Annotated in this window: 26 protein-coding genes; 10 read left to right on the forward strand and 16 right to left on the reverse strand. The window is 69.2% G+C overall.

Translation table 11 applies throughout. The features are described from left to right. Positions 1-56 precede the first annotated feature (56 nt). The 3 genes from ACFWNN_RS30895 to ACFWNN_RS30905 all read left to right on the forward strand — a co-directional run bounded on the left by ACFWNN_RS30895 (position 57) and on the right by ACFWNN_RS30905 (position 3,002). Positions 57-347 carry a hypothetical protein gene (locus tag ACFWNN_RS30895; protein ID WP_382443454.1) on the forward strand — a complete coding sequence of 97 codons (291 nt, stop codon included), beginning with the start codon at positions 57-59 and terminating at the stop codon, positions 345-347. A gap of 208 nt (positions 348-555) precedes the next feature. Further along, positions 556-1,728, forward strand: coding sequence for a M20 family metallopeptidase (locus ACFWNN_RS30900; RefSeq protein ID WP_382443455.1), 1,173 nt, complete (start codon positions 556-558; stop codon positions 1,726-1,728). Further along, positions 1,725-3,002 (forward strand): M20 family metallopeptidase, encoded by a 1,278-nt coding sequence (locus ACFWNN_RS30905; protein WP_382443456.1) that lies wholly within the window; start codon positions 1,725-1,727, stop codon positions 3,000-3,002. Before ACFWNN_RS30900 ends, ACFWNN_RS30905 begins: the two co-directional genes overlap by 4 nt. Here ACFWNN_RS30905 and ACFWNN_RS30910 read toward each other — a convergent pair. Further along, positions 2,999-4,411 (reverse strand): alkaline phosphatase D family protein, encoded by a 1,413-nt coding sequence (locus ACFWNN_RS30910; RefSeq protein ID WP_382443457.1) that lies wholly within the window; start codon positions 4,409-4,411, stop codon positions 2,999-3,001. The two genes, ACFWNN_RS30905 and ACFWNN_RS30910, sit on opposite strands and share 4 nt — an antisense overlap. Positions 4,412-4,430: 19 nt before the next feature. Continuing rightward, positions 4,431-6,140: a glycerol-3-phosphate dehydrogenase/oxidase gene (locus ACFWNN_RS30915; RefSeq protein WP_382443535.1), complete on the reverse strand. Its 1,710-nt coding sequence runs from the start codon at positions 6,138-6,140 to the stop codon at positions 4,431-4,433. Positions 6,141-6,426: 286 nt separating this feature from the next. Here ACFWNN_RS30915 and ACFWNN_RS30920 point away from each other — a divergent pair, with 286 nt between their 5' ends. Together ACFWNN_RS30920 and glpK are read left to right on the forward strand one after the other, a co-directional pair. Next, positions 6,427-7,170: an MIP/aquaporin family protein gene (locus ACFWNN_RS30920; protein ID WP_382443458.1), complete on the forward strand. Its 744-nt coding sequence runs from the start codon at positions 6,427-6,429 to the stop codon at positions 7,168-7,170. A 13-nt stretch (positions 7,171-7,183) separates the two neighbouring features. After that, positions 7,184-8,692, forward strand: a complete 1,509-nt coding sequence (gene glpK / locus ACFWNN_RS30925; RefSeq protein ID WP_382443459.1) for a glycerol kinase GlpK — start codon at positions 7,184-7,186, stop codon at positions 8,690-8,692. Between the two features lie 98 nt (positions 8,693-8,790). On the opposite strand, the gene ACFWNN_RS30930 is transcribed toward glpK, so the two are convergent. The 3 genes from ACFWNN_RS30930 to ACFWNN_RS30940 all read right to left on the reverse strand — a co-directional run bounded on the left by ACFWNN_RS30930 (position 8,791) and on the right by ACFWNN_RS30940 (position 11,437). Further along, the gene (locus tag ACFWNN_RS30930; RefSeq protein WP_382443536.1) at positions 8,791-9,303 is read right to left on the reverse strand and encodes a sortase domain-bontaining protein; all 513 of its coding nucleotides are present in this window, start codon (positions 9,301-9,303) and stop codon (positions 8,791-8,793) included. An 88-nt stretch (positions 9,304-9,391) separates the two neighbouring features. Beyond that, positions 9,392-9,970: a hypothetical protein gene (locus ACFWNN_RS30935; RefSeq protein WP_382443460.1), complete on the reverse strand. Its 579-nt coding sequence runs from the start codon at positions 9,968-9,970 to the stop codon at positions 9,392-9,394. Positions 9,971-10,033: 63 nt separating this feature from the next. Then, complete coding sequence (locus ACFWNN_RS30940; RefSeq protein ID WP_382443461.1) at positions 10,034-11,437, reverse strand: NAD(P)H-quinone dehydrogenase; 1,404 nt, start codon at positions 11,435-11,437, stop codon at positions 10,034-10,036. Between the two features lie 109 nt (positions 11,438-11,546). Here ACFWNN_RS30940 and ACFWNN_RS30945 point away from each other — a divergent pair, with 109 nt between their 5' ends. Continuing rightward, positions 11,547-11,996 carry a gamma-glutamylcyclotransferase family protein gene (locus tag ACFWNN_RS30945; RefSeq protein WP_030478530.1) on the forward strand — a complete coding sequence of 150 codons (450 nt, stop codon included), beginning with the start codon at positions 11,547-11,549 and terminating at the stop codon, positions 11,994-11,996. Positions 11,997-12,573: 577 nt separating this feature from the next. Here ACFWNN_RS30945 and ACFWNN_RS30950 read toward each other — a convergent pair. The 8 genes from ACFWNN_RS30950 to ACFWNN_RS30985 all read right to left on the reverse strand — a co-directional run bounded on the left by ACFWNN_RS30950 (position 12,574) and on the right by ACFWNN_RS30985 (position 19,213). After that, positions 12,574-13,386 (reverse strand): ESX secretion-associated protein EspG, encoded by an 813-nt coding sequence (locus ACFWNN_RS30950; protein WP_382443462.1) that lies wholly within the window; start codon positions 13,384-13,386, stop codon positions 12,574-12,576. Beyond that, a complete protein-coding gene (locus ACFWNN_RS30955) occupies positions 13,386-14,591 on the reverse strand; it encodes a PPE domain-containing protein (RefSeq protein WP_382443463.1) in 1,206 nt (401 codons plus the stop codon). Before ACFWNN_RS30955 ends, ACFWNN_RS30950 begins: the two co-directional genes overlap by 1 nt. A gap of 1 nt (position 14,592) precedes the next feature. Beyond that, positions 14,593-14,958, reverse strand: coding sequence for a transcriptional regulator (locus ACFWNN_RS30960; RefSeq protein ID WP_285644080.1), 366 nt, complete (start codon positions 14,956-14,958; stop codon positions 14,593-14,595). A gap of 97 nt (positions 14,959-15,055) precedes the next feature. Beyond that, on the reverse strand, positions 15,056-15,640 hold the full coding sequence (locus ACFWNN_RS30965) for a DUF3558 domain-containing protein (protein ID WP_382443464.1): 585 nt from the start codon (positions 15,638-15,640) through the stop codon (positions 15,056-15,058). A gap of 6 nt (positions 15,641-15,646) precedes the next feature. After that, positions 15,647-16,213 (reverse strand): GNAT family N-acetyltransferase, encoded by a 567-nt coding sequence (locus ACFWNN_RS30970; RefSeq protein WP_382443465.1) that lies wholly within the window; start codon positions 16,211-16,213, stop codon positions 15,647-15,649. A 54-nt stretch (positions 16,214-16,267) separates the two neighbouring features. Further along, a complete protein-coding gene (locus ACFWNN_RS30975) occupies positions 16,268-17,038 on the reverse strand; it encodes an HAD-IA family hydrolase (RefSeq protein WP_382443466.1) in 771 nt (256 codons plus the stop codon). Continuing rightward, the gene (locus ACFWNN_RS30980; protein WP_382443467.1) at positions 17,017-17,403 is read right to left on the reverse strand and encodes a DUF1707 domain-containing protein; all 387 of its coding nucleotides are present in this window, start codon (positions 17,401-17,403) and stop codon (positions 17,017-17,019) included. The genes ACFWNN_RS30975 and ACFWNN_RS30980 overlap by 22 nt, the downstream gene beginning before the upstream one ends. Positions 17,404-17,446: 43 nt before the next feature. Then, positions 17,447-19,213: an acetyl/propionyl/methylcrotonyl-CoA carboxylase subunit alpha gene (locus tag ACFWNN_RS30985; protein ID WP_382443468.1), complete on the reverse strand. Its 1,767-nt coding sequence runs from the start codon at positions 19,211-19,213 to the stop codon at positions 17,447-17,449. A 134-nt stretch (positions 19,214-19,347) separates the two neighbouring features. Here ACFWNN_RS30985 and ACFWNN_RS30990 point away from each other — a divergent pair, with 134 nt between their 5' ends. Continuing rightward, the gene (locus tag ACFWNN_RS30990) at positions 19,348-20,004 is read left to right on the forward strand and encodes a hypothetical protein (protein ID WP_382443469.1); all 657 of its coding nucleotides are present in this window, start codon (positions 19,348-19,350) and stop codon (positions 20,002-20,004) included. Here ACFWNN_RS30990 and ACFWNN_RS30995 read toward each other — a convergent pair. From ACFWNN_RS30995 to ACFWNN_RS31005, 3 genes are all read right to left on the reverse strand, one after another. Beyond that, complete coding sequence (locus ACFWNN_RS30995) at positions 20,001-21,287, reverse strand: dicarboxylate/amino acid:cation symporter (RefSeq protein WP_382443470.1); 1,287 nt, start codon at positions 21,285-21,287, stop codon at positions 20,001-20,003. The genes ACFWNN_RS30990 and ACFWNN_RS30995 overlap by 4 nt on opposite strands. Before the next feature lie 185 nt (positions 21,288-21,472). Further along, entirely contained in the window at positions 21,473-22,072 is a 600-nt protein-coding gene (locus ACFWNN_RS31000; protein WP_382443471.1) for a Maf family protein, read from the reverse strand. Continuing rightward, positions 22,032-23,483 (reverse strand): MFS transporter, encoded by a 1,452-nt coding sequence (locus tag ACFWNN_RS31005; protein ID WP_382443537.1) that lies wholly within the window; start codon positions 23,481-23,483, stop codon positions 22,032-22,034. Before ACFWNN_RS31005 ends, ACFWNN_RS31000 begins: the two co-directional genes overlap by 41 nt. Before the next feature lie 155 nt (positions 23,484-23,638). Here ACFWNN_RS31005 and ACFWNN_RS31010 point away from each other — a divergent pair, with 155 nt between their 5' ends. The 3 genes from ACFWNN_RS31010 (at position 23,639) to ACFWNN_RS31020 (ending at position 25,347) form a co-directional block, all read left to right on the forward strand. Then, the gene (locus ACFWNN_RS31010) at positions 23,639-23,905 is read left to right on the forward strand and encodes a hypothetical protein (protein WP_382443472.1); all 267 of its coding nucleotides are present in this window, start codon (positions 23,639-23,641) and stop codon (positions 23,903-23,905) included. 243 nt (positions 23,906-24,148) lie between these two features. Beyond that, positions 24,149-25,015 (forward strand): hypothetical protein, encoded by an 867-nt coding sequence (locus tag ACFWNN_RS31015; RefSeq protein WP_382443473.1) that lies wholly within the window; start codon positions 24,149-24,151, stop codon positions 25,013-25,015. Continuing rightward, on the forward strand, positions 25,012-25,347 hold the full coding sequence (locus ACFWNN_RS31020) for a hypothetical protein (RefSeq protein ID WP_382443474.1): 336 nt from the start codon (positions 25,012-25,014) through the stop codon (positions 25,345-25,347). Before ACFWNN_RS31015 ends, ACFWNN_RS31020 begins: the two co-directional genes overlap by 4 nt. Positions 25,348-25,368: the final 21 nt, after the last annotated feature.

Consider the following 25,368-nt stretch of genomic DNA (forward strand, 5'->3'; position numbering starts at 1 on the left):
GCGCTTAACTAGTTTGGGTGACAGTCGATCGTGGTATTCGAGGTAGAGTTCAGGCCATGTCGAGGTTGCTGCTGGCCTGCGTGTTCTCGCTGATGAGCGTTCTCGGGATCGCCGGAGTGGCGTCCGCGCAAGAGGCGGCGAACACGCCTGTCGCGGCCGCTCAGCAGACGACTGTCAACCCGGCGCCCGACGTGAACGCGCCGCAGGAGCCGTCGCCTGAAGCTCGTGAGGAGACCAAGCGCAAGCTGTGGATCGGCGGCATCGCCGTCGTCCTGTTCGCGCTGGTCTACTACCGCAACAAGAAGCGGTGGGCGAAGTGGCGCAAGGAGCGCGCGGCCAAGAAGTGACCTGCCGCTCGTCGTTCGAGGTGAGACGACCCGTCCCAGATGCTGGGATGTAATAGTCAAAGTTAAGCGTATCTCTCGACCATTTGCGTCATCGTTGATCGGTCAGACCGAAACTCGCTCGCCGCTCGGCGCAGCGCTGCGACCGGCCGTCCGGTTGATCATCATCAGCGCACCGCGTCCGTCAAGTGGTGATGCAGGATGGTGGCCAATGGGTACCGACTTGAAGATCAGCACACGCTCGACCGTCGAGCGGTACTCCGACGCGCTGCTGGACCTGTCGCACTCGATCCACGCCGAGCCCGAGCTCGCCTTCGAGGAGCATCGCAGCGTCGAGAAGATCACCTCCTTGCTGGTCAAGGAGGGTTTCGAGGTCGAACGCGGAGTTGCTGACCTGGACACCGCGTTCGTCGCGACGTTCGGCAGCGGCGAGCTCGTCCTGGGCCTGTGCGCCGAGTACGACGCGCTGCCCGAGGTCGGGCACGCGTGCGGGCACAACGTCATCGCCGCCGCTTCGGTCGGCACGGCGTTCGCTCTGCGTGACGTCGCCGACCAGTTGGGTGTCACCATCAAGGTGATCGGCACCCCGGCGGAAGAGGTCGGCGGCGGCAAGGTGCTCATGCTGGAACGGGGCGTGTTCGACGACGTCTCGCTCTCGATGATGGTGCACCCCGCGCCGTACGAGTCGTGTGCCGCGAAGTCGCTGGCCATCACGGACCTGGAAGTGCACTACAAGGGCAAGCCGTCGCACGCGGCGGCCGCTCCGCACCTCGGCGTCAACGCCGCGGACGCGGTGACGATCGCGCAGATGTCGATCAGCCTGCTGCGGCAGCACTTCGAGCCCGGCCAGATGGTGAGCGGCATCGTCACCAACGGCGGTACCGTGCCGAACGTAATACCCGCCCGCGCGTCAGCGATGTTCGACGTGAGGGCGGAAAACCTGGAATCGTTGCAGCGCCTGGAGAACCGAATTCGGGACTGCTTCTCAGCCGGTGCGCTCGCGACCGGCTGCACCCATGAGGTGGTGCAGGTCTCACCGATCTACGCCGAGTTGACTCCCGACCCGTGGCTCGCGGACGCCTACCGGCGTGCGGCCACCGAGCTGGGCAGACGACCGCTCTCGCCGGAACAGGAACAGCGGGAGAAGATCGGGAGCACCGACATGGGCAACGTCACCAGAGTGTTGCCCGCCATCCACCCGACCATCGCCATCGACTGCGGAGACGCGGTGAACCACCAACAAGAGTTCGCGACCGCCTGTGCCTCGGCGTCGGCCGACCGTGCGCTCCTCGACGGAGCACTTGCCATGGCTTGGACGACGATCGCGACAGCCACCGATTCCCGGCAGCGAGCACGGCTGCTGGCCCGCGGAGGTGCGGCATGACGGTTCTGGACTCCCGGCCTTCGGGCTCCTCAACTGTGAAAGCGTCCCCTGAGATGCTCGTCGACCCCACCGGGGTGAGCATGTCTCCTGTGGATGATCTCGGAGAAGGCCGTGGCCCTGCCTGGCTGGACGACTGGCTGAAGGCGCACGCCGCCGACGTCGTCGCCTGGCGCAGGCACATCCACGCCAACCCGGAGCTCTCCCGGCGCGAGTACAACACCACCGAGCTCGTGGCGAAGCTGCTGCGCGAGGTCGGCCTCAAGCCGCGCATCCTCCCCGGCGGCACCGGCCTGATCTGCGACATCGGCAACGGCCCCCGCTGCGTGGCACTCCGCGCGGACATGGACGCCCTGCCGCTGCACGAGAACACCGGCCTGCCGTTCGGCTCCACTGTGGACGGTGTGTCGCACGCGTGCGGTCACGACGCCCACACGACGGTCCTGATCGGCACCGCGCTGGCGCTCGCGTCCGCGACGGAACTGCCGGGCCGCATCCGGCTGGTCTTCCAGCCGGCGGAGGAGGTCATGCCGGGCGGTGCGCTCGACGTGCTCGCCGCGGGCGGGCTCGACGGCGTCGAGCGGATCTTCGGCCTGCACTGCGACCCGCGCCTGCAGGTCGGCCGCATCGGCACCCGCATCGGCGCCATCACGTCGGCCTCCGACCTGCTGGAGCTCCGGCTCTCGTCGCCCGGCGGCCACACCTCGCGCCCGCACCTCACCGCGGACCTGGTGCACGCCCTCGGCACGGTCATCACCGGCCTGCCGACGATGCTGTCGCGCCGCGTCGACCCCCGCTCCGGCACCGTCCTGGTGTGGGGCGCCGTCCACGCGGGTGAGGCGCCCAACGCCGTCCCGCAGGACGGCCTGGTGCGCGGCACACTGCGCACCGGCGACCGCGACATCTGGGCCGAGCTGGAGCCCCTGGTCAAGGACCTCGTCACGGGCCTGCTGGCCCCGACGGGCGTCGGTTTCGACCTGCACCACCGCCGCGGCGTGCCGCCGGTGGTCAACGACCGCGAGTCGACCCAGATCCTGCGTGCCGGCATCGAGGCCGCACTGGGCGACGACGCGCTCGCAGGCACCGAGCAGTCCTCCGGTGGTGAGGACTTCGGCTGGTACCTGGAGCACGTGCCCGGTTCGTTCGCACGCCTCGGCGTGTGGAACGGCCAGGAGAAGCAGCGCGATCTGCACCAGCCCACGTTCGACCTCGACGAGCGCGCGCTCCTCGCCGGCGTCCGCGTGATGGTGCACACCGCGCTGGCCGCTCTCGCCTAAAGCGGAACCCTTTCGGTCTGAGCAGTGTTGTGGCGCGTGCGGAACGAATGCGCACGCGCCACAGCGCTGTCCGGGTCCTTCTTGTCCGCCACGTAGTGCCAGTCGAACCGCACCTCGTCGGCCGTCACGCGCAGCGTCGACACGCCGTGCGAGTCCAGCTCGACGAACCGCACGTGCGGGTTCAGAGCCTGGAACGCGGCCTCCACCTGCAACGACGCGGTGCGCGGCGGCACCTTCAGCAGGTCGTCGAAGTTGTCCGAGGTCAGTGACGTCACGACGTACTCCGTGGCCACCGACTGGCCGCCGAGCGGCACCTCGTTCGCCCACGAGCTGTGGATGTCACCGGTCAGGAAGACGGTGTTCTTCCGGTCTCCCAGCGACCTCAGCACCAGCTCCCGGTCGACGGGGAAGCCGTCCCACTGGTCGGGGTTCGACGGTGGCAGGCCCGGCAGCGGCGGCACCTTCAGCGGGCTGATCATCACCGAGTTCCCGACGAGCTGCCAGCGCGCGCCGTCGGTGCTCAGCGTGCTGATCAGCCGGTCGCGCTGGGCGGCGCCGAGGATCGTCGTGTCGGTCCGGTACGAGCGCAGGTCGAGCATCGTCAGCGTCGCCAGGTCACCGAAGCGGAACGTGCGGTCGAGCTTGCCCTCACGCACGGGCATCCACTCGAAGTAGGCCTGCGTCGCGGCGGCCAGCCGGGCACCCCACGGGCCCTCGGTGGCCGGGTCGTGCTGCGGCGAGCCGATGCTGGACGAGTTGTCGGCCGACTCGTGGTCGTCCCAGGTCGCGATCATGGCGTGCGCGGCGTGCAGGGCCTGCACGTGCCGGTCCGTCTTGTACTGCGCGTGCCGCTGCCGGTAGTCGTCGAGCGTGACGCACCGGTGCGCCGGTTCGTGCGGCCGGACCGTGCCGTCGAGGTTCTCGTAGATGTAGTCGCCGAGGTGGATCACCGCGTCGAGGTCCTGGCGGGCCAGGTACCCGTAGCCGGCGAAGTGCCCGGCGGGCCAGTTCGCGCACGACGCGACGCCGAAGTTCAGCTCGGACCCGCAGCCCGCGGTCTTGGTCCTGCCGACCGGCGACACGACGTTGCCGACGCGGAACCGGTACCAGTAGCGGTGGTTCGGCCGCAGGCCCTGGACCTCGACCTTCACCGTGTGGTCGCGGGCCGCCGACGTGCGCGTGACACCGCGCTTCACCACGTGGAGGAACCGCTGGTCGGCGGCGACCTCCCAGCGGATCGCGGCCGACGTGACCACGCGCGTCCACAGCAGGACGCCGTCGGGCAACGGGTCACCGGACGCGACCCCGTGCGCGAACTCGGCCGGTGCGGCGTGGGCGGTGCCGGTCGAAGCGGCGGCACCGGCCACGGCGGCACCCATCAGGAAGGTTCTTCTGCCAACCCCAGTCATGCCCGCATTCTGCCGAAGATCAGCTCACCGGTTCGGTCAACTGAGGACGCGCTTCCGGAGCCGCCGCCCGCACGGCGTCCGCCGCCTGGTCGTCCGGCTTGGTCTGCGAGGTGCGTTCGGCCTCGACGCGCGCGTTGTAGACCTCGACCTCGCGCTTGATCGCGTCCTCGTCCCAGCCGAGGATCGGCGCGACCAGCCGCGCCACCGCCTCCGCCGAGTCGACGCCGCGGTGGGCGTACTCGATGGAGATGCGGGTGCGCCTGGTCAGCACGTCCTCCAGGTGCATCGCGCCCTCGTGCGAGACCGCGTACACCGCCTCCACCTGGAGGTAATCGGGGGACGCCGGGATCGGCTTGAGCAGGTCCGGGTTGTCCGCCGCGAGCGACAGGACCTCGTGCACCAGCGAGCCGTAGCGGTCGAGCAGGTGCCGGACGCGGTACGGGTGCAGGCCGTGCTTGGCGGCCAACTGGTCGGCCTGGTTGACCAGCGCGTGGTAGCCGTCGGCGCCGACCAGCGGCACCTTGTCCGTGATCGACGGCTGGATCCGGCCAGGCAGGTCGACGTGCGCCGCGTCCACCGCGTCCGCGCCCATCACCCGGTACGTCGTGTACTTGCCGCCCGCGATCGCGACCAGCCCCGGTGCGACCCTGGCGACCGCGTGCTCGCGCGAGAGCTTCGACGTCGAGTCGTTCTCGCCCGCCAGCAACGGCCGCAGGCCCGCGTAGACGCCCTCGATGTCGTCGTGCGTCAACGGCGTCGCGAGGACCGAGTTGACGTGTTCGAGGATGTAGTCGATGTCGTGCTTGGTGGCCGCGGGGTGTGCCAGGTCGAGGTTCCAGTCCGTGTCGGTGGTGCCGACGATCCAGTGGTTGCGCCACGGGATCACGAACAGCACGGACTTCTCGGTGCGCAGGATCATCCCGGCCTCGGCGACGATCCGGTCGCGCGGGACCACGATGTGCACGCCCTTCGACGCCCGCACCCGGAACCGGCCGCGCGAGCCCGAAAGCCGTTGCAGCTCATCGGTCCACACGCCGGTCGCGTTGATCACCGCGTGCGCCCGGACGTCGACCTCGCGCCCGTCCTCGACGTCGCGGACCCGCACGCCGGACACCCGGTCCGCCTCCCGCAGGAAGCCGACCACCTGCGTCGACGTGCGCACGACAGCGCCGTAGTGGGCGGCCGTCCGGCCGACCATCATCGTGTGCCGCGCGTCGTCCGCTTGGGCGTCGTAGTAACGGATTCCGCCGATCAGCGCGTCGCGCTTCATCGCCGGGACGAGCCGCAGCGCGCCCGCCTTCGTGAGGTGCTTCTGCCCCGGCACGGACCGGGCGCCGCCCATCGTGTCGTAGAGGAACAGACCGGCGGCCGTGTACGGGCGTTCCCAGACCCGGTTCGACAGCGGGTAGAGGAACGCGACGGGCTTCACCAGGTGCGGCGCGATCCGCGTGAGCATGAGCTCGCGTTCGCGCAACGCCTCGCGGACCAGACCGAACTCGAGCTGCTCCAGGTAGCGCAGGCCGCCGTGGAAGAGCTTGGAGCTGCGGCTCGACGTGCCGGACGCCAGGTCGCGCGCCTCGACGAGGGCGACCCGCAGGCCGCGGGTGGCCGCGTCGAGCGCCGCGCCGACGCCGACGACACCACCACCGACGACCACGAGGTCGAAGGTCTCGGCGCCGAGGCGTTGCCACGACTCCTCGCGTTCGGCCGGGCCCAGCCTGCCGGTGATCGGCGGAGCGCTGGGGACGTTCGGTGTTGCCGGTGAGCTCTTTCGCGTGGCCACGACAGGCGCCTCCCTGTGACGACTCGCGGATCACGTTACCTGCACGAACCGCCGTTCGCCCACGGGCGCGCGGCCCAGGTTCCTAAGGCCTACAAATGGCCCTAGTGCAGGTAGATGGCGTAGACAAGTGATCAGCTCGGGGATAGCGTCCGAGCACGTTGTAGGCGGGCGGCGCGGCCCTGACCTCGGGTTTGCGCGTCCGTCTCGGCCGCAAACGAGTGGAGGTCGACGGATGAGTGCAGGCTCGATCTTCGTCTGGGAGATGCTGGGGACAGCGGTCCTCATCCTCCTCGGTACCGGTGTTGTCGCGAACCAGGTGCTCAAGGACACGCTCGGCAACAGCACGGGCTTCCTGTTCGTCAACGTCGGCTGGGCCTTCGCGGTCTTCGCCGGCGCCAGCATCGCCAGTCCGAGCGGTGCTCACCTCAACCCCGCCGTCACCTTCGGCCTCGCCATCGCAGAGAAGACGCCGTGGGCCGACGTTCCCGTGTACATCCTCGGGCAGATGGTCGGCGCCATCATCGGCGCGATGCTCTGCTGGGCCACCTACAAGATGCAGTTCGACACGCACGACGAGCCGCAGAACACCCTCGGCATCTTCTCGACCGGCCCGACCGTGCCGAGCGTGCCGTGGAACCTCGTCTCCGAGGTCATCGGCACGTTCGTGCTCGTGCTGTGGATCCTGTTGTCGCCGGGCGCCAAGGAGTCCGTCGACGGCATCCCGCAGTTCGGCAACTCGGCGCTCGGGTACGCGGGTGTCGCGTTCGTGGTCCTCGTGATCGGTACGTCGCTCGGTGGCCCGACCGGCTACGCCATCAACCCGGCGCGCGACCTCGGTCCGCGCATCGCCTACGCGTTCATGATGCCGATCCGCAACAAGGGCAACGCGAACTGGGGCTACTCGTGGATCCCGGTCGCAGGCCCGCTCCTGGGTGGCGCGCTCGCCGCGTTGCTCTTCCTGGTTCTCCCGGTCTGAAAGGACTTCTCGCATGACGCAGTACGTGGCCGCGATCGACCAGGGCACCACGTCGACCCGGTGCATGATCTTCGACCACTCCGGGCGGGTGGTGTCGGTCGACCAGAAGGAGCACGAGCAGATCTTCCCTCGTGCGGGATGGGTCGAGCACGACCCGGCCGAGGTCTGGCAGAACACCCGACAGGTCGCCGCCGGTGCGCTCGCGAAGGCCGATCTGTCCACTTCGGACATCGTCGCGGTGGGCATCACCAACCAGCGCGAGACCGCGGTGGTGTGGGACAAGAACACCGGCGAGCCCGTCTACAACGCCATCGTGTGGCAGGACACCCGCACGGACAAGATCGTCGCTGAGCTCGGCGCGCTGGGCGGTGGGCAGGAGCGGTACCGGGCGAAGGTCGGGTTGCCGCTCGCCACCTACTTCTCCGGCCCCAAGGTCCGCTGGATCCTCGACAACGTCGAGGGTGCCCGCGAGCGGGCCGAGGCGGGCGACCTGCTGTTCGGCAACATGGACACGTGGGTGCTGTGGAACATGACCGGCGGGACGGACGGCGGCGTGCACGTCACCGACCCCACGAACGCCTCGCGCACCATGCTGATGGACCTCGACACGTTGCAGTGGGACTCGTCGATCGCCTCCGACATGGGCATTCCGATGTCGATGCTGCCGGAGATCCGGTCGTCGTCCGAGGTCTACGGCCAGGTGCGGGAACGCGGTGCGCTCGCCGGCGTGCCGATCGCGGGCATCCTCGGCGACCAGCAGGCGGCGACGTTCGGGCAGGCCTGCCTGTCGCCCGGTGAGGCCAAGAACACCTACGGCACCGGCAACTTCATGCTGCTGAACACCGGCACCGAGAAGGTGATGAGCGAGAACGGGTTGCTCACCACCGTCTGCTACAAGATCGGCGACGCCGCTCCGGTGTACGCGCTGGAAGGCTCGATCGCGGTCACCGGGTCGCTGGTGCAGTGGTTGCGGGACAACCTCGGCATGATCGGGTCCGCGGCCGAGATCGAGGAGCACGCGCGGTCCGTCGAGGACAACGGCGGCGCGTACTTCGTGCCCGCGTTCTCCGGGCTTTTCGCGCCCTACTGGCGTTCTGACGCCCGCGGCGCGATCGTCGGGCTGACGCGGTTCGTCAACAAGGGCCACCTCGCGCGGGCCGTGCTGGAGGCGACGGCGTTCCAGACGCGGGAGGTGCTCGACGCGATGAACGCCGACTCGGGCGTCGACCTGACGGCGTTGAAGGTCGACGGCGGCATGGTCGTGAACGAGCTGCTGATGCAGTTCCAGGCGGACATCCTCGGCGTGCCGGTCATCCGGCCCGTGGTCAACGAGACGACGGCGCTGGGCGCCGCCTACGCGGCCGGGCTCGCGGTCGGGTTCTGGAAGACCGAGGACGACATCCGCGACAACTGGGCGCAGGACAAGCAGTGGGAGCCGCAGATGGAGGACTCCCGCCGCGCTTCCGAGTACGCGAACTGGAAGAAGGCCGTGTCGAAGACCTTCGACTGGGTCGAGGACTGAGTTTCGGCTCTGCCTTGCCTTTGAGGGTTACTGAGCCGGGACTGTGCTGACTTCTAAAGATGTCGGCCGTTGCTTCGTCCTGATTGGGCTTCGCCGAATCAGGACGAAGCAACGGCATGAACGATCACGTTGTCGCGAGTGCCACACGTGATCAGCCGCAGCCCTGGCTCGGTGTTGTCGCGCGCGACGGCTTCGGCGAAGAAGTCGTCGCGGATGATCCTCTCGGTGCGCGACACGGTGAACCTGGCCACCGAACCGTCCTTTTTGGGCACTTCGAGGAGGTCGCCCTCCCCGAGATCGTTCAGACGGAAGAAAACACCTCTGGCGTTGTTGCTCTCGATCCGGCCCACGATGATCCACTGCTCCGGTTGCGTCTGGTACCAACCGGCCTGCATGCCCTCGTTGGCGGGCGGCATCTGCACGACGCCGTGAGCGTCGAGGCCCAGTGCGACGAGCGACGAACGCACGCCGATCCGCTCGATTCTCAGCTCCATCGGATCGGAGTTGCCGAGAGGTGACACCACCGGCGGCGGAGCGGCTTCGCTCGTCGCCGCTGACGGCTTCGGTGCGGGCGCCTGCGAACAGGCTGTGGCCAGTGCCACGCACAGCACCGCGATCAAGACACGAGTCCCCACGTCTTCATTGACGCACATGTGGTGGCTTAGTTGCGCGTCCAATCGCGACTGATCGAAAACCGGTTCATCCCCTCACCGTGAACAGCTTGTTGTAGGGCCGCCACACGCCCTCGCAGAACAGGTAGGCCCGGTAGGTTCCCGGCTTCGTGACCGCCTTGACGGTGCCCTCGACCCAGGGTCGGCTGGTGCGCTGGAGGATGAGCGGTTCGGAGAAACCGGGCGAGGTGATGGCGCCCTGGTAGTTGCACGCGTACGGGAAGAGCCTGGAGTAGACGTCTCCGCCCGGGTCGACGACCGGTTCGAGGCTCCACTCGTTGAGCGACGGGGTCCGCACGACGAACTGGGTCGAGTAGGTCGTGCCGTCGCAGTCCGCCGTCGCGGTGTAGCCGCCCGCCTGGGAGACCACCTGGACGGTGCCGGTGACACCGAACTCGTCGGGTTCCAGCTTCACCGGAGCGACGAAGCCGGGTGAGGTCGCGGTGGTCGGGGTGGTGCAGCCGAGCAGCGACACGCTCACCGTGGAGTCGACGAGCGGACCCTGGACGTGCACGCTCAGCACCACGTCGTCCTGCGCCTGTGCGGTCACCGGGGCGACTGCGAGCAGGGTGAGTGCGGCCAGAAGCGTTGCGAGCTTCTTCTTCACGACGTCCTCCCCAGGGTCGTTGTGTCCTAGGACACGCACGAACCCCGGGGGAGGTTGCCGTGGTCAGTCGAGGTCGTCGTGCCTCATGAGCTGGCGGCCGGCCTCGGTGATCGAGCCGGACAGCGACGGGTAGACCGAGAACGTCGTCGCGAGGTGCTCGACGGTCAGCTGGTTCTGCACGGCGAGCGCGATCGGGAGGATGAGCTCGGACGCGTTCGGCGCCACCACGACACCGCCGATGACCACGCCGGTGGCCGGACGGCAGAAGAGCTTCACGAAACCGCGGCGCAGCCCCTCCATCTTGGAGCGGGGGTTCGTGGCGAGCGGCAGCATGATCGTGCGCGCCGGCACCTCGCCCGAGTCGATCGCCTGCTGGCTGATGCCGACGCTCGCGATCTCCGGGTTGGTGAAGACGTTCGCGGCGACGGTCTTGAGCTTGATCGGGCTGACGCCCTCGCCCAGCGCGTGCCACATCGCGATGCGTCCCTGCATGGCGGCGACCGAGGCGAGCAGCAGCACACCGGTGCAGTCGCCGGCCGCGTAGACACCGCTCACGTTCGTGCGGCTGACCCGGTCGACGGGGATGTAGCCGCCGCGGCCGAGGTCGATGCCGATCTTGTCCAGGCCGATGTCGCTCGTGTTCGGCACCGAACCGACGGTCATCAGGGCGTGCGACGCCTCGATCGTGCGACCGTCTTCCAGGTGGATCAGGACGCCGTCGCCGGTGTTCTCGACCCGGTCGGCGCGCGCGTGCTTGACGACGGCGGTACCGCGCTCGGCGAACACGTCCTCCAGCACGGCGGCCGCGTCGGCGTCCTCGTGCGGCAGGACGCGGTCCCGGCTGGAGACCATCGTCACCTTCACGCCCATCTCGGTGTAGGCGCTCGCGAACTCGACACCGGTGACGCCGGACCCGATCACCGCGAGGTGTTCGGGCAGCTCGGGCAGGTCGTAGATCTGCCGCCAGGTGAGGATCCGCTTGCCGTCGGGCTCGGCGCCCTGCAACACGCGCGGGGTCGCACCGGTTGCGATGAGCACCACATCGGCGTTCAGAACCTCTTCGGACCCGTCCGCGGCGGTCGCCACGACCCGGTGCTGGGCGAGCCCGCGCGAGTCGTCGCAGAACTTCGCGAGCCCGTTGATGAGCCGCACGCCTTCCCGCTGGAGGCGCGCCCGGACGTCCGCGGACTGCGCGAGCGCAAGCCCCTTCACCCGTCCGTGTACGACCGGCAGATCCACGGTCGCGAGCTCGTTGTGAGTCTGAATCCCCAGCTCACCGGCGTTGCGGAAGGCACTGCGGGCCCCCGCCGAAGCGATGAACGTCTTGGACGGCACGCAGTCGTACAACACGCACGCGCCACCGGCCCCGTCGGTCTCGACCACGGTCACGTCGGCGCCGTGCTGCGCCGCGACCAGGGCTGCTTCGTAACCTGCGGGTCCGCCGCCGATGATGACGATGCGGGTCACGATCAGTTCCCTTCCACGGGCTTGTTGGGCGGCTCAACCGTACGCGTTGACCGAATCGACCGTGTCGTCAGTACCGAAAGCTGATCGCCGCGCCGCTACGCTGTCGGACGTGCCGCTCTATGCCGCGTACGGGTCGAACATGGATCCGAACCAGATGATGGAGCGAGCCCCGTACTCCCCGCTCGCGGGGACCGGCTGGCTCGTTGGTTGGCGCATGACGTTCGGTGGCGAGGACCTCGGCTGGGAGGGAGCCCTCGCGACGATCGTCGAGGAGCCCGACCACCAGACGTTCTGCGTGCTCTACGACGTGTCGCCGCGCGATGAGTCGCGGCTGGACCGGTGGGAGGGCGCGCTCGGGCTCTACAAGAAGATCCGGCTGCGGGTGCAGACCCTGGAGGGGTCTGTGGTGGCCTGGCTCTACGTGTTGGACGCGTATGAGGGTGGGTTGCCCTCTGCCCGGTACATCGGGGTGGTCGCCGATGCGGCTGAGGCTGCTGGGGCGCCTGATGACTACGTGAACGACCTGCGGACCCGGCCTTGTCAGGGGATCGGGCCCTGAGTCCTCGCCTTTGGCGTGTGGTTGGGTTTGGGTGCAAAGACAACTGCGGACGAGCCTTGGTCACGTCATCGCCGCTGCGCGACGATAGAGATTGGGGCTTGACTTCGGGGCCCTTGCGAGGCGCTGGTCGGCCGGAAAAGGCCGGGCTGAAAAGCGCCCGGCCGAGCTCGAGAAGCTAGCACCTCGCACCCAAAGTCAAGCCCCAATCTCTTTGCAGCGTGGGCGCGTTTGTGCAGGTACGTCACGTCATTACCGCTTGATGTGGTGCGCCCAGGAGGGACGCCTCGCCTTCGGCATTGCGTTGAGGCAGGGATGCTCGGCTGCGCCATCGCCGTACGCGCGCTCGGACGGGCTCGCCTTCGGCTTCGCGTGTCCTCAAGCCATTAGTGACCTGAGTCTTGGCCCCACCCCGTCTTGGCTCACCACCGACCCACACGCCCAGCCCCACGCCCCGACCACTGCGCACGGCAACCTCGCCCCGGCCATTCGCCCAGCCGGACTGTCAGACCTCGTCGGTACGTTGGGTCGCGGGGGAGCCTGAGCCCGAGGGGACCTCTGCGTGAGCCTGCCGTGCCGCTCAGCGGCCGGTGCCTGCTGCTTCTGCCAGCAGTTCGACCAGGTGGTGGTGCAGGCGGCGGTAGTCGACCGGCGTGATGGTCGACCACGGCGGCTGGCCCTCGGTCGAGCGCCTCATCTGGAGGTAGCGGCCCTTCGGGGTGTCGTAGAAGGCGACCACTCGGTCCGGGCGGACTCGTTTGCCCCACTTGTCGCGGGCCGCTGCGCCGAACTGGCCTCTGTTGGTGGCGTCGCGGACCATCTCGGCCAGGGTATGGGCGTCGTTGCCCCTGAGCAGGCCTTGGAGGCCCGTTTCGAGGTCTTCCGGGGTGGTTGCGGCGGAGGCTGCCGCGTCCAGGTCTGCGGACGGGAGGGTGATCGAGTGGCCCTCGCCTGCCGGGGCCGCCGGGAGGGCCGTCAGGGCCTCTCGGGGGAGGCCGTCGGCTTCGGCCGGGCGGAGGATCAGTTGGGTGCCGTCCAGGACGGCCAGGACGCCTGCCTGGCCCTTGCCGCAGGCGAGGAGGCGGAGGCTGCGGTCGTGCAGCCACATCCGGGCGTCGATCTCCTGTTGCGGGCGGTTCAGGACGTGCAGGAGGTCTTCCAGGGTCGGGTCCAGGGAGCGGGGGCCTCCCAGGCCCCGTGCTCCCAGCTGGCGCCAGACCTGGTCCTCGATGGTGCGGCGTTCGTCGGTGGTCTTGCCCGGTGAGGGGACCTTGAGGACGAGCGGCATCGTTTCGAGGCCCAGGTGGTCCCAGAGGACGTCGAACTCCAGCGTGGAGATGATCACCGGGTCGCGCGTGTCGCTCGACCCGGCGTCCAAGCCGAACAGAGTCATCAGTCGGTCGTGCTCTCCCCGATCACGGGCAGCGCGTAGCTGCCGACGCCGTAGATGTCATCGCGTTCGCGCAGGTAGTCGGCGGCCTTGTGCTCCAGGTCCTCCTCTTCCTCGCCCTTGCGCGGGCCCATGCCGCCGAACGGGTCGAAGGACTGGGGCATCGGCACGGCACGGGCTCGGACCTGGTCGTTGTTGTTCTGGCCGCCCACGGTGCCCAGCGGGCCCATGGTCCCGCCTGCGCCGTGGGAGACGCCTGCCGCGTGGCCCGCGTTCATGACGGTGCCCGCCGCGGCCGCGCTGGAGGTCGCGGTCGCGCCGTCCTCCATCTGCTTCACCTCGGCGCCGGAGCCGGAGCCCGAACGGGTCCCGGTGCGCTGGCCGGGGAGGCCCGCGCCGGCGACTCCGGTGCCGCCAGGGCCTCCGGTGCCGATCGACGTCGTGGTCGAGTGGGTGCCCTTCGCGGCCGGGGCCGTGGTGCCGGTGCCCGCGGTGCTGGTCGTGGAGCCCGGCGCGGTCGAGCCGGGGCGCGGGGGCGGGGCCGCCGCGGTGCCTCGGGTGCTCGGGGTGGTGGTGCGGCCACGGGTGCCGCCGGGGCCGGTGCCGTTCGGGCCGACGCCCCAGACGCCCGCCGTGCCGATCTGCGCGCCGCCGCCGTGGGCGACGCCGGTGCCGCTGATCTGGAGCTGCGGGGGCTGGCTGAACTGGCCGAGCGTCGAGGTGTTCGCCGTCGTGGACGACGCGTAGGTGGACATGACCTCACGGGCGCGGCGCTCGGCGGCGTCCTGGGCCGCCTCCTGCTTCTCGTGGTCGGTCTGGCCACCGAAGAGGTGGGTGATGCCGGTGACGAGCGCGCCGGGCTGCTCGGCGGTCACGGCGACCGGCTTCGGCATGTCGGCGCGGGCCTTCGCGACGTACCCGGCCTGGAGCTCGGCTGAGACGCGCATCACGTCGGCGCCGCTGCGGGCGCTGTCGGCCCAGGCGGCGACGGGGTTCAGGCCCGACTGCGCGATCTCGGCGGCCTTGCCCTGCCACTTCGCGCCGGAGAGCGTGATGCCCTTGTGCAGGTCGTCGTTGATCTCCGTCAACGCCGACGAGACGCCTTCCCAGCGCTGCATCGACGCGAAGGACGCGGAGGCACCCGGACCGGAGTGGATGCGTTCGTACAGCTCTTTGTGGCTGTAGCCCTGCCAGCGGTGGTCGGCCATGTCAGCACCCGCTCTTGTTCATCATGCCGGTGTTGTCACCCTCGACCACGTTGTACTGCCGCTCGATCTGGTTGAGGTTGTCCATCGCGGTCTTGAGCTGCCGCTGGTAGTTCAGCAACGCCTGGAGCGCCGAGTCGCCGTCCGAGATCGACCGGTCGTTGAACTTCTCGGCCGCCTCGGCGCTGACGGGGTCGCCCGCCCACGGCCGCACGCGGAACTCGGTGATCGCCATCTCGATCTGCTTGTCCAGCTTGATCAGGGCCGCCGAGAACGTGTTGCGCAGCGCGGGGATCGCCTCCGGCTCCACGTTCAGCTGGTGCGCGGCCGGCGGCGAGGCGTCGGCCCCGCTGCGTCCCCCTGGCGGCATGGTGAAACCTCCGGCGATTGTGCCTACAAGCGCTTCGACACTCTAACCACCGAAGGTAACGCTGGGGAGTGCGATCAGTGACATCCGCCCGTGTGGGTCAGCGCTTCTGGAGCAAACTGGCCATCGCGGCCTCTGCCACACGCTGGGCACCGAGGCAAAGATGATCTTGTTGCACCGCACTGGAATTGCCGCCGTCGCGGAACATCACGTCGAGGAACTGCCCATCGGCGACGTCTATCTCGACGTTGCAGACGTCGTTCACGTCGGGTGTGCGGACAGTAATCGCCGCGAACCCCTCGATCGCGCTGACGGTGTAGTCGACCTGGGCGTTCTCCGACAGCCACACGTCGGCGCCGGACACCGTCACGAGCGCGAGCCGGGCCACGTTGCCGCTCGTCGTGCTGCGGATCGTGCACGCCCGCGCGCCGCCGAAGCTCGGCTCGACGTACGCGCTGGGCGGGTTGTCGAGGCTCAGCGAGGTCAGCTGGTCGGGCGACAGGATCCCGCACGGCTCGACGGTGTCCAGCGGCACCGCGCGCGGCCGTTGCGGGAAGTCCATCTGCGCCGACGACGTCGTCGGTGAGGGCGGCGGAGGCGGCGCGGAGGTCAGCGAACTCTGCTCAGGCGGAGCCGTGCACCCGGCCAGCGCCAGCACGACGATGAGGAGCCCCGTGGTCCGCATGGCCGGTCACCGTAGCTGCTCTGGGAAGGGATCCGACGCCAGTCGTGACCACAGCAACTGGTCTTCGCGCTGATCATCGACCATCGCCTCCTCGCGAAGACGACCCTCAAGAGTGAATCCGCACTTCTCCGCGACCCGCTGCGACGCCGTGTTCGACACCGCGTGCCGGTAGGTCACGCGGTGGATGTCCATCGCGCCGTAGACCCAGCCGAGCACGGAGTTGAGCGCCTTCGGCAGCACGCCCTTCCCGCGGTGCGCGGGCTGGCTCCAGCACATCACCTCGGCGGACGCCAGGTGGTGGTCGACGTTGTGGATCACGATCCCGGCCCACACCTCGGCCGTCACCGCCTCGCACACCGCCCACGACCAGCGGTAGTCCTTCTCCCAGCCGTCGGCGAGCAGCATCACGAGCGTCTCGGCGGACGGCGCGTCCTGGCCGGTCAGCCGGGGCATGTAGCGGCGGGTCTCCTGGTCGGCGAACGCCTCGGCCAACGCCGGCACGTCGTCGATGCGGTCGTCGCTGCGGAAGGCGCGCAGGTAGTACTCACCCGCGTTGATCTCGACTGGCTCCACGGCGAGGAGGCTAATCGGAGCGGGTGAAGCCGGGGTGTTGCGCCACGAGGTGGACTACGCGTCGCCGGTGAAGCCTTCGCACCGTTCCGCGATCTCGTCGAGCTCCGGCCGGTGCGCCGACGCGGGCAGGCCGTCCGGCGCCGTCGTCAGCTCGATCACCCAGTCCACGGCCTCGGCGTCGTCCTCACCCGCCAGCATGTCCCGGTGCACGTGGCACGGGCCCCAGCCGTCCTCCAGCAGGTCCGCCGCCAGCTCCTCGGCCTCGTCGCGGTCCGGCAGGATCAGCAGCACCGTCGGTGGGATCAGCCCGCGCACGGCCAGCGCCGTTCGCAACGCCGCCGTGTCCGGCACGTGCACGCCGTCCAGCCCGGCCGCACGGGCCGCCTCCACGTTCGCCGCGGTGTCGTCGCAGAACACGCCGGACGAGTAACCGAGCTCGTCGAGCACGCGCCGGTAGACGGCGAGGTCCGGCTTGGCGAGGCCGAGCCGTGCGGAGTTGAAGACCGCGTCGACCTCGGCGTCGAGGCCGAGCGTCGCCAGGTCCGCCTCCAGCCGCGTGGTCGCGTTGGTCAGCAACGCCACGAAGCACTGCCGCCGTGCCACCCGCACCAACGCCAGCGCCTCGGCGATCACCTCGCCCACAGCGACCGGGAACCCGGCCTCGGCACGCCACTGCTCGTCGGTGATCTCGCCGGTGACGGCACGCAGCAGCAACGACGGCTCGAACGCGCGTGCGGCGACCTCGGGCGCGATCGGCGGGAACGACCGCAGGACGCCGTCGAGGTCCAGCAACAGCAGGGGTTTCAGCGCCGGCGTCCGTTCCACGTGCCCCACAGGATCGCCACGGCGGGCACCAGCAGGAAGATCAGCGGGTTCTTCACCAGCGCGAAGAAGAGGATCACCGTCGCGATGCCCACGACGGGCACGACCGCGCTCTCCCACCGGCGCGCGGGCGCCTTGGCGGGCTCGTTGAACATCGGCACGGGCGCGACGAACTGCGGCCGCGGGTCGGGCAGGTCGTAGAACAACGCCATCAGCTCGCCGCGGGTCTTCGCGGTGGTGATCTTCGCGGACCGCTCGCCGTACTCGGTGATGTCGATGCGGCCCGCGCTCATGTGCTCGCCGAGCACCTGCAACGCCTGCTGACGCTCGGTGTCACCGATGCGGATGTCCCTCGACGGGTCGCTCACGAGCTCAATCGTAGGTGAGCGACCCGGCGGGGAAAGCGAACACTCAGTCCTTCAGCTCGCAGATCACAGTGCCCTGGGTGATCGGGTCGCCGGGCGCCGCCGCGAGACCCGTCACGGTGCCGGCCTTGTGCGCCGTCACCGGGTTCTCCATCTTCATGGCCTCCAGCACCACGATCAGCTCGCCGGCCTTGACGGTCTGCCCGTCCTCGACGGCCACCTTCACGATCGTGCCCTGCATCGGCGCCGCCACCGCGTCACCCGACACCGCGGCCGCACTGCCACCGGCACGCTTCGCCTTGGGCTTCTTCGCCGCGGCCGCAGCAGGACGAGAACCCACCGCGAGGTCACCCGGCAGCGACACCTCCAGGCGACGCCCGCCCACCTCGACCACCACGGTCTGGCGGGGCGTCTCCTCGTCGGCGGCCTCGGCCGACCCGGCGAACGGCGCGATCTGGTTGTCGAACTCCGTCTCGATCCACCGCGTGTGCACGGTGAAGCCCTCGGGCTTCTCGGCCGTGAACGCCGCGTCCCGCACGATCACCCGGTGGAACGGCAGCACGGTCGCCATGCCCTCGACGACCATCTCGTCCAGCGCCCGCCGCGACCGCGCGAGCGCCTCCTCGCGGGTCTCGCCGGTGACGATCAGCTTGGCCAGCAACGAGTCGAACTGCCCGCCGATCACCGAACCGCTCTCGACACCGGCGTCGACGCGCACACCGGGACCGGACGGCGCCACGAACGACGTCACCGTGCCCGGCGCGGGCAGGAAGCCGCGACCGGCGTCCTCACCGTTGATCCGGAACTCGATGGAGTGCGCACGGGGCGTCGGGTCCTCGGTGAACCGCAGCTTCTCGCCGGCGGCGATGCGGAACTGCTCGCGCACCAGGTCGAGGCCCGTCGTCTCCTCCGACACCGGGTGTTCGACCTGCAGGCGCGTGTTGACCTCCAGGAACGAGATCGACCCGTCCAGCCCGACGAGGTACTCGACCGTGCCGGCGCCGTGGTACCCGGCCTCCAGGCAGATCGCCTTGGCCGAGGAGTGGATCGTGGCGCGCTGCTCGTCGGTCAGGAACGGCGCGGGCGCCTCCTCCACCAGCTTCTGGTGACGGCGCTGAAGAGAACAGTCGCGCGTGCCGACGACGATCACCGTGCCGTGCGTGTCGGCGAGGACCTGCGCCTCGACGTGGCGCGGCTTGTCCAGGTAGCGCTCGACGAAGCACTCGCCGCGGCCGAACGCCGAGACGGCCTCGCGGACCGCCGAGTCGAACAGCTCGGGGATCTCCTCCATCGTGCGGGCGACCTTGAGGCCACGACCGCCACCGCCGAACGCGGCCTTGATCGCGACCGGCAGCCCGTGCTCCTCCGCGAAGGCGATGATCTCGTCCGGCCCGTTGACCGGGTCCTTGGTGCCGGGCACCAGCGGCGCGCCCGCGCGCATCGCGATGTGCCGCGCGGTCACCTTGTCACCGAGGTCGCGGATCGCCTGCGGCGTCGGGCCGATCCACGTCAGCCCGGCGTCGATCACGGCCTGCGCGAAGTCGGCGTTCTCGGACAGGAAGCCGTAACCGGGGTGCACGGAGTCGGCGCCGGACTGCGCGGCGGCCTCCAGCACCTTCTCGAACGACAGGTAGCTCTCACCGGGGGTGTTGCCGCCCAGCGCGAACGCCTCGTCGGCGAGCCGCACGAACGGCGCGTCGCGGTCGGGATCGGCGTAGACGGCGACGCTCGTCAGTCCGGCGTCACGGCAGGCTCGGATGACCCGGACGGCGATCTCACCGCGGTTCGCGATGAGCACCTTGCGCAGCGACACGGCGTCGTACCTCCTGCTGGACCGGTTAATTACGGCTCTGGCTGGTGCCGCAGTCTACGGAAATCGAAGAACTCCGAGAGGGAGAGACGCCTCACTTCACATCAATCGTGAGCCCATCGAGCACAATCAGCGACGTGGGAGGAACCAGGTCCGTGCAGGTGATCGCCGTCGTAGCCGCCGTGGTCGTCATCGCAGGGGTGGTGTTCGCCTATTTCCAGAGACCCGACAACACCGATTCAGGTCAATCAGGATCGGACGCCGGAATGCGCTGCGGTACCTCCGTCTGCCAGGTGGTGATCGGCAAATCGGTCGGCAAGGACCTCGTGGAGCTGCTCGCCGGAACGGGCGGCGGGCGGATCAGGGTGTCCGGAGAGTCCGGTCCGTACGTCTTCGAGATGACCATCGCCGAGCTGGGGGCGGTGATCACCGACAAGTCGCTGCAGTGCGCGGACGCGCCGGTCAGCGTGTGCCTGGTGCGCGGTGAGGACGGCGGCAAGGTCCGGGGCGAGGTGCTGATCCGCAAGGACGGCACCTGGTCGCGCGCGCAGACTCCCTACCTGTCGAGCGCTGGGTACCTGGGGCTGCACGACGTCAACGAGGACGGGACGGCGGACGTCGTCTCGGCCCAGCGCGCGTGCGACGGCCAGTGCAACGACTCGTTCGTGCAGGTGTTCTCGGCCCTGGGCGCGAACGTCGGCTGTACGACACCGGCACCGGCGCGGGAGCAGCTTCCTGGCTGGCCCACACCGGTGCCGAAGTTGTCGCAGTTGCGTCCGTGCGCTGATTCCTAGGCGGTGACGAGCTCCGGCTTGTCCGCGGCGGCGGGCTCCTCGATCAGGTGCTCGGTGCGGGCCACGACGACCGGCACGGTGATCTGCCCGGCCACGTTGGTCGCGGTGCGCATCATGTCGAGGATCGGGTCGATCGCGTAGACCACGGCCACACCGGTCGCGATCACCTGCGGCGGCAGGCCGACGACGCTCAGGGTCAGCGTGAGCATCGTGTACCAGCCGGTGGTGCCGGCCGTGGCGAGCGCGCCGAACACCGCGACGAGCACGATCGCGACGTACTGCCACACCGAGAGCTGGATGCCGAAGAGGTTCGCGATGAAGATCGTCGCGACGGCCGGGTAGACCGCGGCGCAGCCGTCCATCTTGGTCGTGGTGCCGAGCGGCACGGCGAAGTTCGCGTACTCGGTCGGCACGCCGAGGTCAGTGGCTGCCTTGCGGGACAACGGAAGCGTGGCGCCCGACGACCGCGAGACGAACGCGAACTGCAGTGCGGTGCCCGCCTTGCGGAAGAACTCGACCGGCGAGGTCTTGCCGACGAACTTCAGCAGGAACGGGTAGACCACGAACAGCACCAGCGCCGAACCGAGGTACACGGCGAGGATCAACGAGAACAGCGGCTTCACGAAGGAGTTGCCGTACGACGCGACGGCGTTGCCGATGAGGCCGAAGATGCCGATCGGCGCCAGCAGGATGATCCAGCCGACGACCTTCTGGACGATCTCGAAGAAGGACTTCACCAGGTTCGTGAACGGCGCGGCCCTGTCGCCGAGCGCGTAGGCGGCGAACCCGACCAGCACGGCGATGAACACGACCTGCAGCACGTCGCCCTCGGTGAACGCGCTGAAGATGTTGGTGGGCACCAGGTTGTCGAGCAGCGCCTGCCACGAGCCGGACGCCCGCTTGGCGAGCTTGTCGACGGCACCGGCGGCGGGTTCGATCTGCAGCCCGGCGCCGGGCTTGAGGATCGAGGCGACCGCGATGCCGATCAGCACCGCGATGAACGACGTGATGGCGAACCACAGGAACGTCTTGCCGCCGAGCCGGGCGGCGGTGCGGCCGCCGCCGAGGTTCCGCAGCGACGCGATGCCGACCACGATCGCGGTGAACACCAGCGGGATGACGGTCAGCTGCAGCAGCGCGGTGAACGTGGAGCCGATCTTGGCGAGGACGGGCGCGAGCCACGTGCCCTTGCCGAGCCAGCCGGCCAGCGCGCCGAGGACGAGCGCGCCGAGCACGGTGAAGCCGAAGACCTTGGGTTTGCGGTACGTCTGGACGAACGACATCGGAGCATCTCCTGGGCAGGGATGAGCTGGGTGAGGGGTGGCGGAGGCGTTAGCTCCGACAACCCGTGCTCGTCCTGCGTGCCAGGTCGATGTGCCTGCGACGCGTCAAGTACTCGTTCACCGCTAGCCCCCAACGCCGGCGTTGAGGGCAAGTCTTCCCCGATCAGGTGAACTGTGACCAGCGTCTACCAGAGTGTGGACACGGAAACGCCCACCTGGCCGAGCAGCCTTCGGGTGAGCGGCAGGCTGATGCCGATCACCGACGTGTGGTCGCCCTCGATGCCGTCGATGAACCAGCCACCCAGGCCGTCGATGGTGAACCCGCCGGCGACGTGCAACGGCTCGCCCGTCGCGATGTACGCCTCCAGCTCCTCGTCCGACGGCGTGCCGAACCGCACCGTCGTCGACTCGGCGGCGCTCGCCCGGTCGACGACCTCGCCACCGGACACCTTCAGCACGGTGTGGCCGGTGATCAGCACACCGCTCTTGCCCGCGACCCGCCGCCACCGCTCGCGCGCGACCTCGGCCGTGCCGGGCTTGCCCACGAGCTCGCCCTCGAAGAGCAGCATCGAGTCGCAGCCGACGACTACACACTCGTCGTCGTGCTCGATCGCCTCGGCCTTGGCGGCGGACAGCGCGACGACCGTCTCCTCCGGCGTGGGGTCGGCGAGCGACGCGATCAGCGCGTCCTCGTCGACGCCGGAGACCCGGACGACGGGCTCGACGCCCGCCGACCGCAGGACGCTAAGACGGGCGGGTGACTGGGAGGCCAGGATCAGACGCACGCGGCGAGTCTGTCACGCCGGGAGCGGCGACCTGCCGGAAGGCGAGAGCCGCCACGATCCCGAGCGCGGTGACCCCCAGCAGCAGGTAGAACGCGGCCCGCACGGCCGAGGTGAAGTCCCCGGTCGCCGCCAGCACGATCTGCAGCACCGCCGCCGTGACCGCGCTGCCCAGCACGTTCCCGAACTGCCGTGACGTGTTGTAGATGCCCGACCCCGCGCCGAGCAACGACCGGTCGAGCGTGCGCGTGGAGATGTTCGTCAGCGGCGAGAACACCATGCCCATGCCGACGCCCAGCAACACCATCGACGGCAGCAGCACCCACTGCGACCCGTCGCTCAGCAGGAACGTCATCGCGAGGATCCCTGCCGCCATCAACGCGAACCCGATGATCGGCAGGTACTTGGCGTCCGCGCGGTTCGACCACCGCCCGGCGAAGATCGCCACCACCCCGGACATCAGCGACGCCGGTGCCGTGACCAGGCCCGTCATCAGCGGCGACAGCTTCGGCACGGTCTGCAGGAACAACGCCAGCGGCACGAACACGCCCGTCACGGTGATGCCGATGGCGATGTTGGCGACGTTGCCGAGCGAGAAGTTGCGGTTGCGGAAGATCCGCAGCGGCATCAACGGCTCGGGGTTGCGCGCCGACGCCTGCCACGCCACGAACAGGGCGAGGAACACCACCCCGGCCGCGATGATCTCGGCGACCGTGATCGGCCCGGCGACCCGGCCCCACTGGTAGTGCTCGCCGTTCTGGATGCCGAACACCAGCAGCCCGAGCCCCAGGCAGCACAGCACGACCCCGAGCACGTCGAACTTCGGCGCCCGCCCCGGCTGCAGGTCGGGCACCCACAGGAACAGCAGGACCAGCGCCAGCACGCCGATCGGCAGGTTCACGAAGAAGATCCACTCCCAGCCGAGGTGCGTGACCAGCACCCCGCCGAGCAACGGCCCGGAGATCGTCGCGAGCCCGGCCACCGACCCCCACATGCCGAGCGCCGCACCCCGCTTGGCCGGCGGGAACAGGTGCGTGATGAACGCCATCGTCTGCGGCGTCATGGCCGCCGCCCCGAGCCCCTGGAACACCCGGGCCGCGATCAACGCCTCCGCGCTCGTCGCCAGCCCGCACGCCAGCGAGGCGCCGAGGAACAGCACGAGCCCGATCCCGTAGAGCCGCTTCGGCCCGAACCGGTCACCCAGCCGCCCGGTCAGCAACAACGGCACCGCGAACGCCAGCAGGTACGCGCTCACCACCCAGATGACGTCGTTCAGCGAGGCGCCGAGGTCGGTGATCATCGACGGCAGCGCGACGTTGACGATGGTCGTGTCCAGCAGCGTCATGAAGAAGCCGACGCACAGCGCGTAGACGGTCCGCCAGTTCGCACGGTCCGATTGAGTAGTACTGCTGATGCGCGATCACCTCTTCGGTCGGCACTCTCGGCAGAGTGAAGCGCTGGGTGCTTGTCCTCACCGAACGCGGTTCCGATCGCGAGGGTAAGCGCAGACGGATCGCGGCACTTTTCGTCGTCATCGGCGGACTCATTGGATCGTGGGGCGTTGGAAGCGTGCTCGCGAGTGACCCGATCGGCTACGGGGTGCCCGTCTGGCCGTTCGCCGACACGGCCGACCGCGCGGAGAACGCCCTGCTGAGCCAGGTCGTGCCCGCCGTGCGGTCCGGAACAGCGCTCAACCACGCCGGCGTCGAGGTGCTGCGGCGGACTCAGGCGTACGGCAGCGCGTTCTGGACGTTGAAGCTCCAGGTGGACGGCGAGACGCGGTGCCGCGAGGTCGCCGTGGGGCTCACGGTGTCGAGCCGGCGGGTGGACTGCTGAGGAGGTCGGGTGGCCCCTGCGCCTGACAAAGCTGTGAGAAAGTCGTGGTGTCGAGGGGGCTGGGGACCGGGAGACACGATCTCGGCCGCCTGGGCACCAGCACGTGACAGGTGTTCCAGTGGTCTACCAAATTGGCCTCCCACGACGACATGCCAGAGGTCTACTCATACTGGCACCTGGCAGAGCACTCATCGGCCGTGCATCAGCTTGGTCGCAGCATCTGACTGGCCTACCTTTGCCCTCATGCAACGAGCTAAGACCTTCGACCCGTTCGAGGGCATTGACGATGTGCCAGAGCCGAGTCCGGCTGAGACGCGCACAGCCCTGCTGAAGAAGGCGAAGCGAGGCTTCGTTCCGTTCCGTAAGGAGTTCGTCCAGAAACGGCGAGGGGAGCGAGGTGCGGACCGGGAATCGGTGCTGTCCGACTTCGTCACCAGTCGACAGCGGCGCGCTCTCGACTCCCTTCTGCTCCTACATGCACTCTGGCCGATCGTCGAGAACGACCCTCTGGACATCCGGACCTGGGCCCGGCTCCTGTCGGTCTCGGAGCCGTGCACGCCGAACGCGGCGAGCAAGGCGTTCGCGGTCCTGGACGAGTTCGGGCTGGTGAAGCGTGAGCAGGAGGGGCGGCGCACAGTCGTCAGCCCTCTCATGGAGACCGGCAGCGGCGAGCCCTGGAACCGCGCTGGAGAGGACCCCGAGGAAGCCGGACCCGGCTTCTTCGTCCTGCCTCACGACTACTGGGCATCGAGCCTGAGTGACCGGCTCGCGTTGCCGGGCAAGGCGATGCTGCTCGTGCTCCTCCACGACACGCAGAGCCCTGACACCCCCACATTCACAGTTCCGTTGGAGCGGATGGCCCAGTACTACGGGTTCAGCGAACGGACCGCCGAACGCGGCTACCGGGAGCTTGAGCAGGCGGGGGTCCTGCTGAAACGGGTCCAGAAGATCGTTGATCACCGGCATCCGGCCGGCCGGAGAGAAGTCCACCACCGTGCGCTGGCGAGTCCGTTCGGCACGCATGACCGGATGGTCCTGCAGGGCAAGACCCGGAAAGCTGTCCGGATCAGGGCGGCGCAGGCGGCCGCTGCGCTCGGTGGTGCGCGGTGAGGCCGAGGGTGGACGGGGCCCCGGACGGGACCCCGCCCCATGACCAGGCCCGCGGCAACGGGCGGTCAGGTGGGCCGAACACCGACTCTCCCCAGGTCACCGAGGAAATGGAGCAGCAGCCCACCGGCACGATACCCATCGATTCGCGATCGCTGCAGGACGTGCAGGAACCCGCCGCGAGTTCGTTGGCCATGATCGTGGTGGCGGTGCTGGACTTCTTCCGCCCCACGATCTTCGGCAACTCCTGGACGCCGTGGCTGCGCGCGGCGTTCGCGGTCGTGGTGCTGACAGGTGCAGTCGTCGCGGTTGCCTGGGTCGTGCGACAGGCGTAGTCGTCGTTGGACCTGAGGGGA

The organism is Lentzea sp. NPDC058450, from assembly GCF_042721395.1.
GTDB lineage: Bacteria > Actinomycetota > Actinomycetes > Mycobacteriales > Pseudonocardiaceae > Lentzea.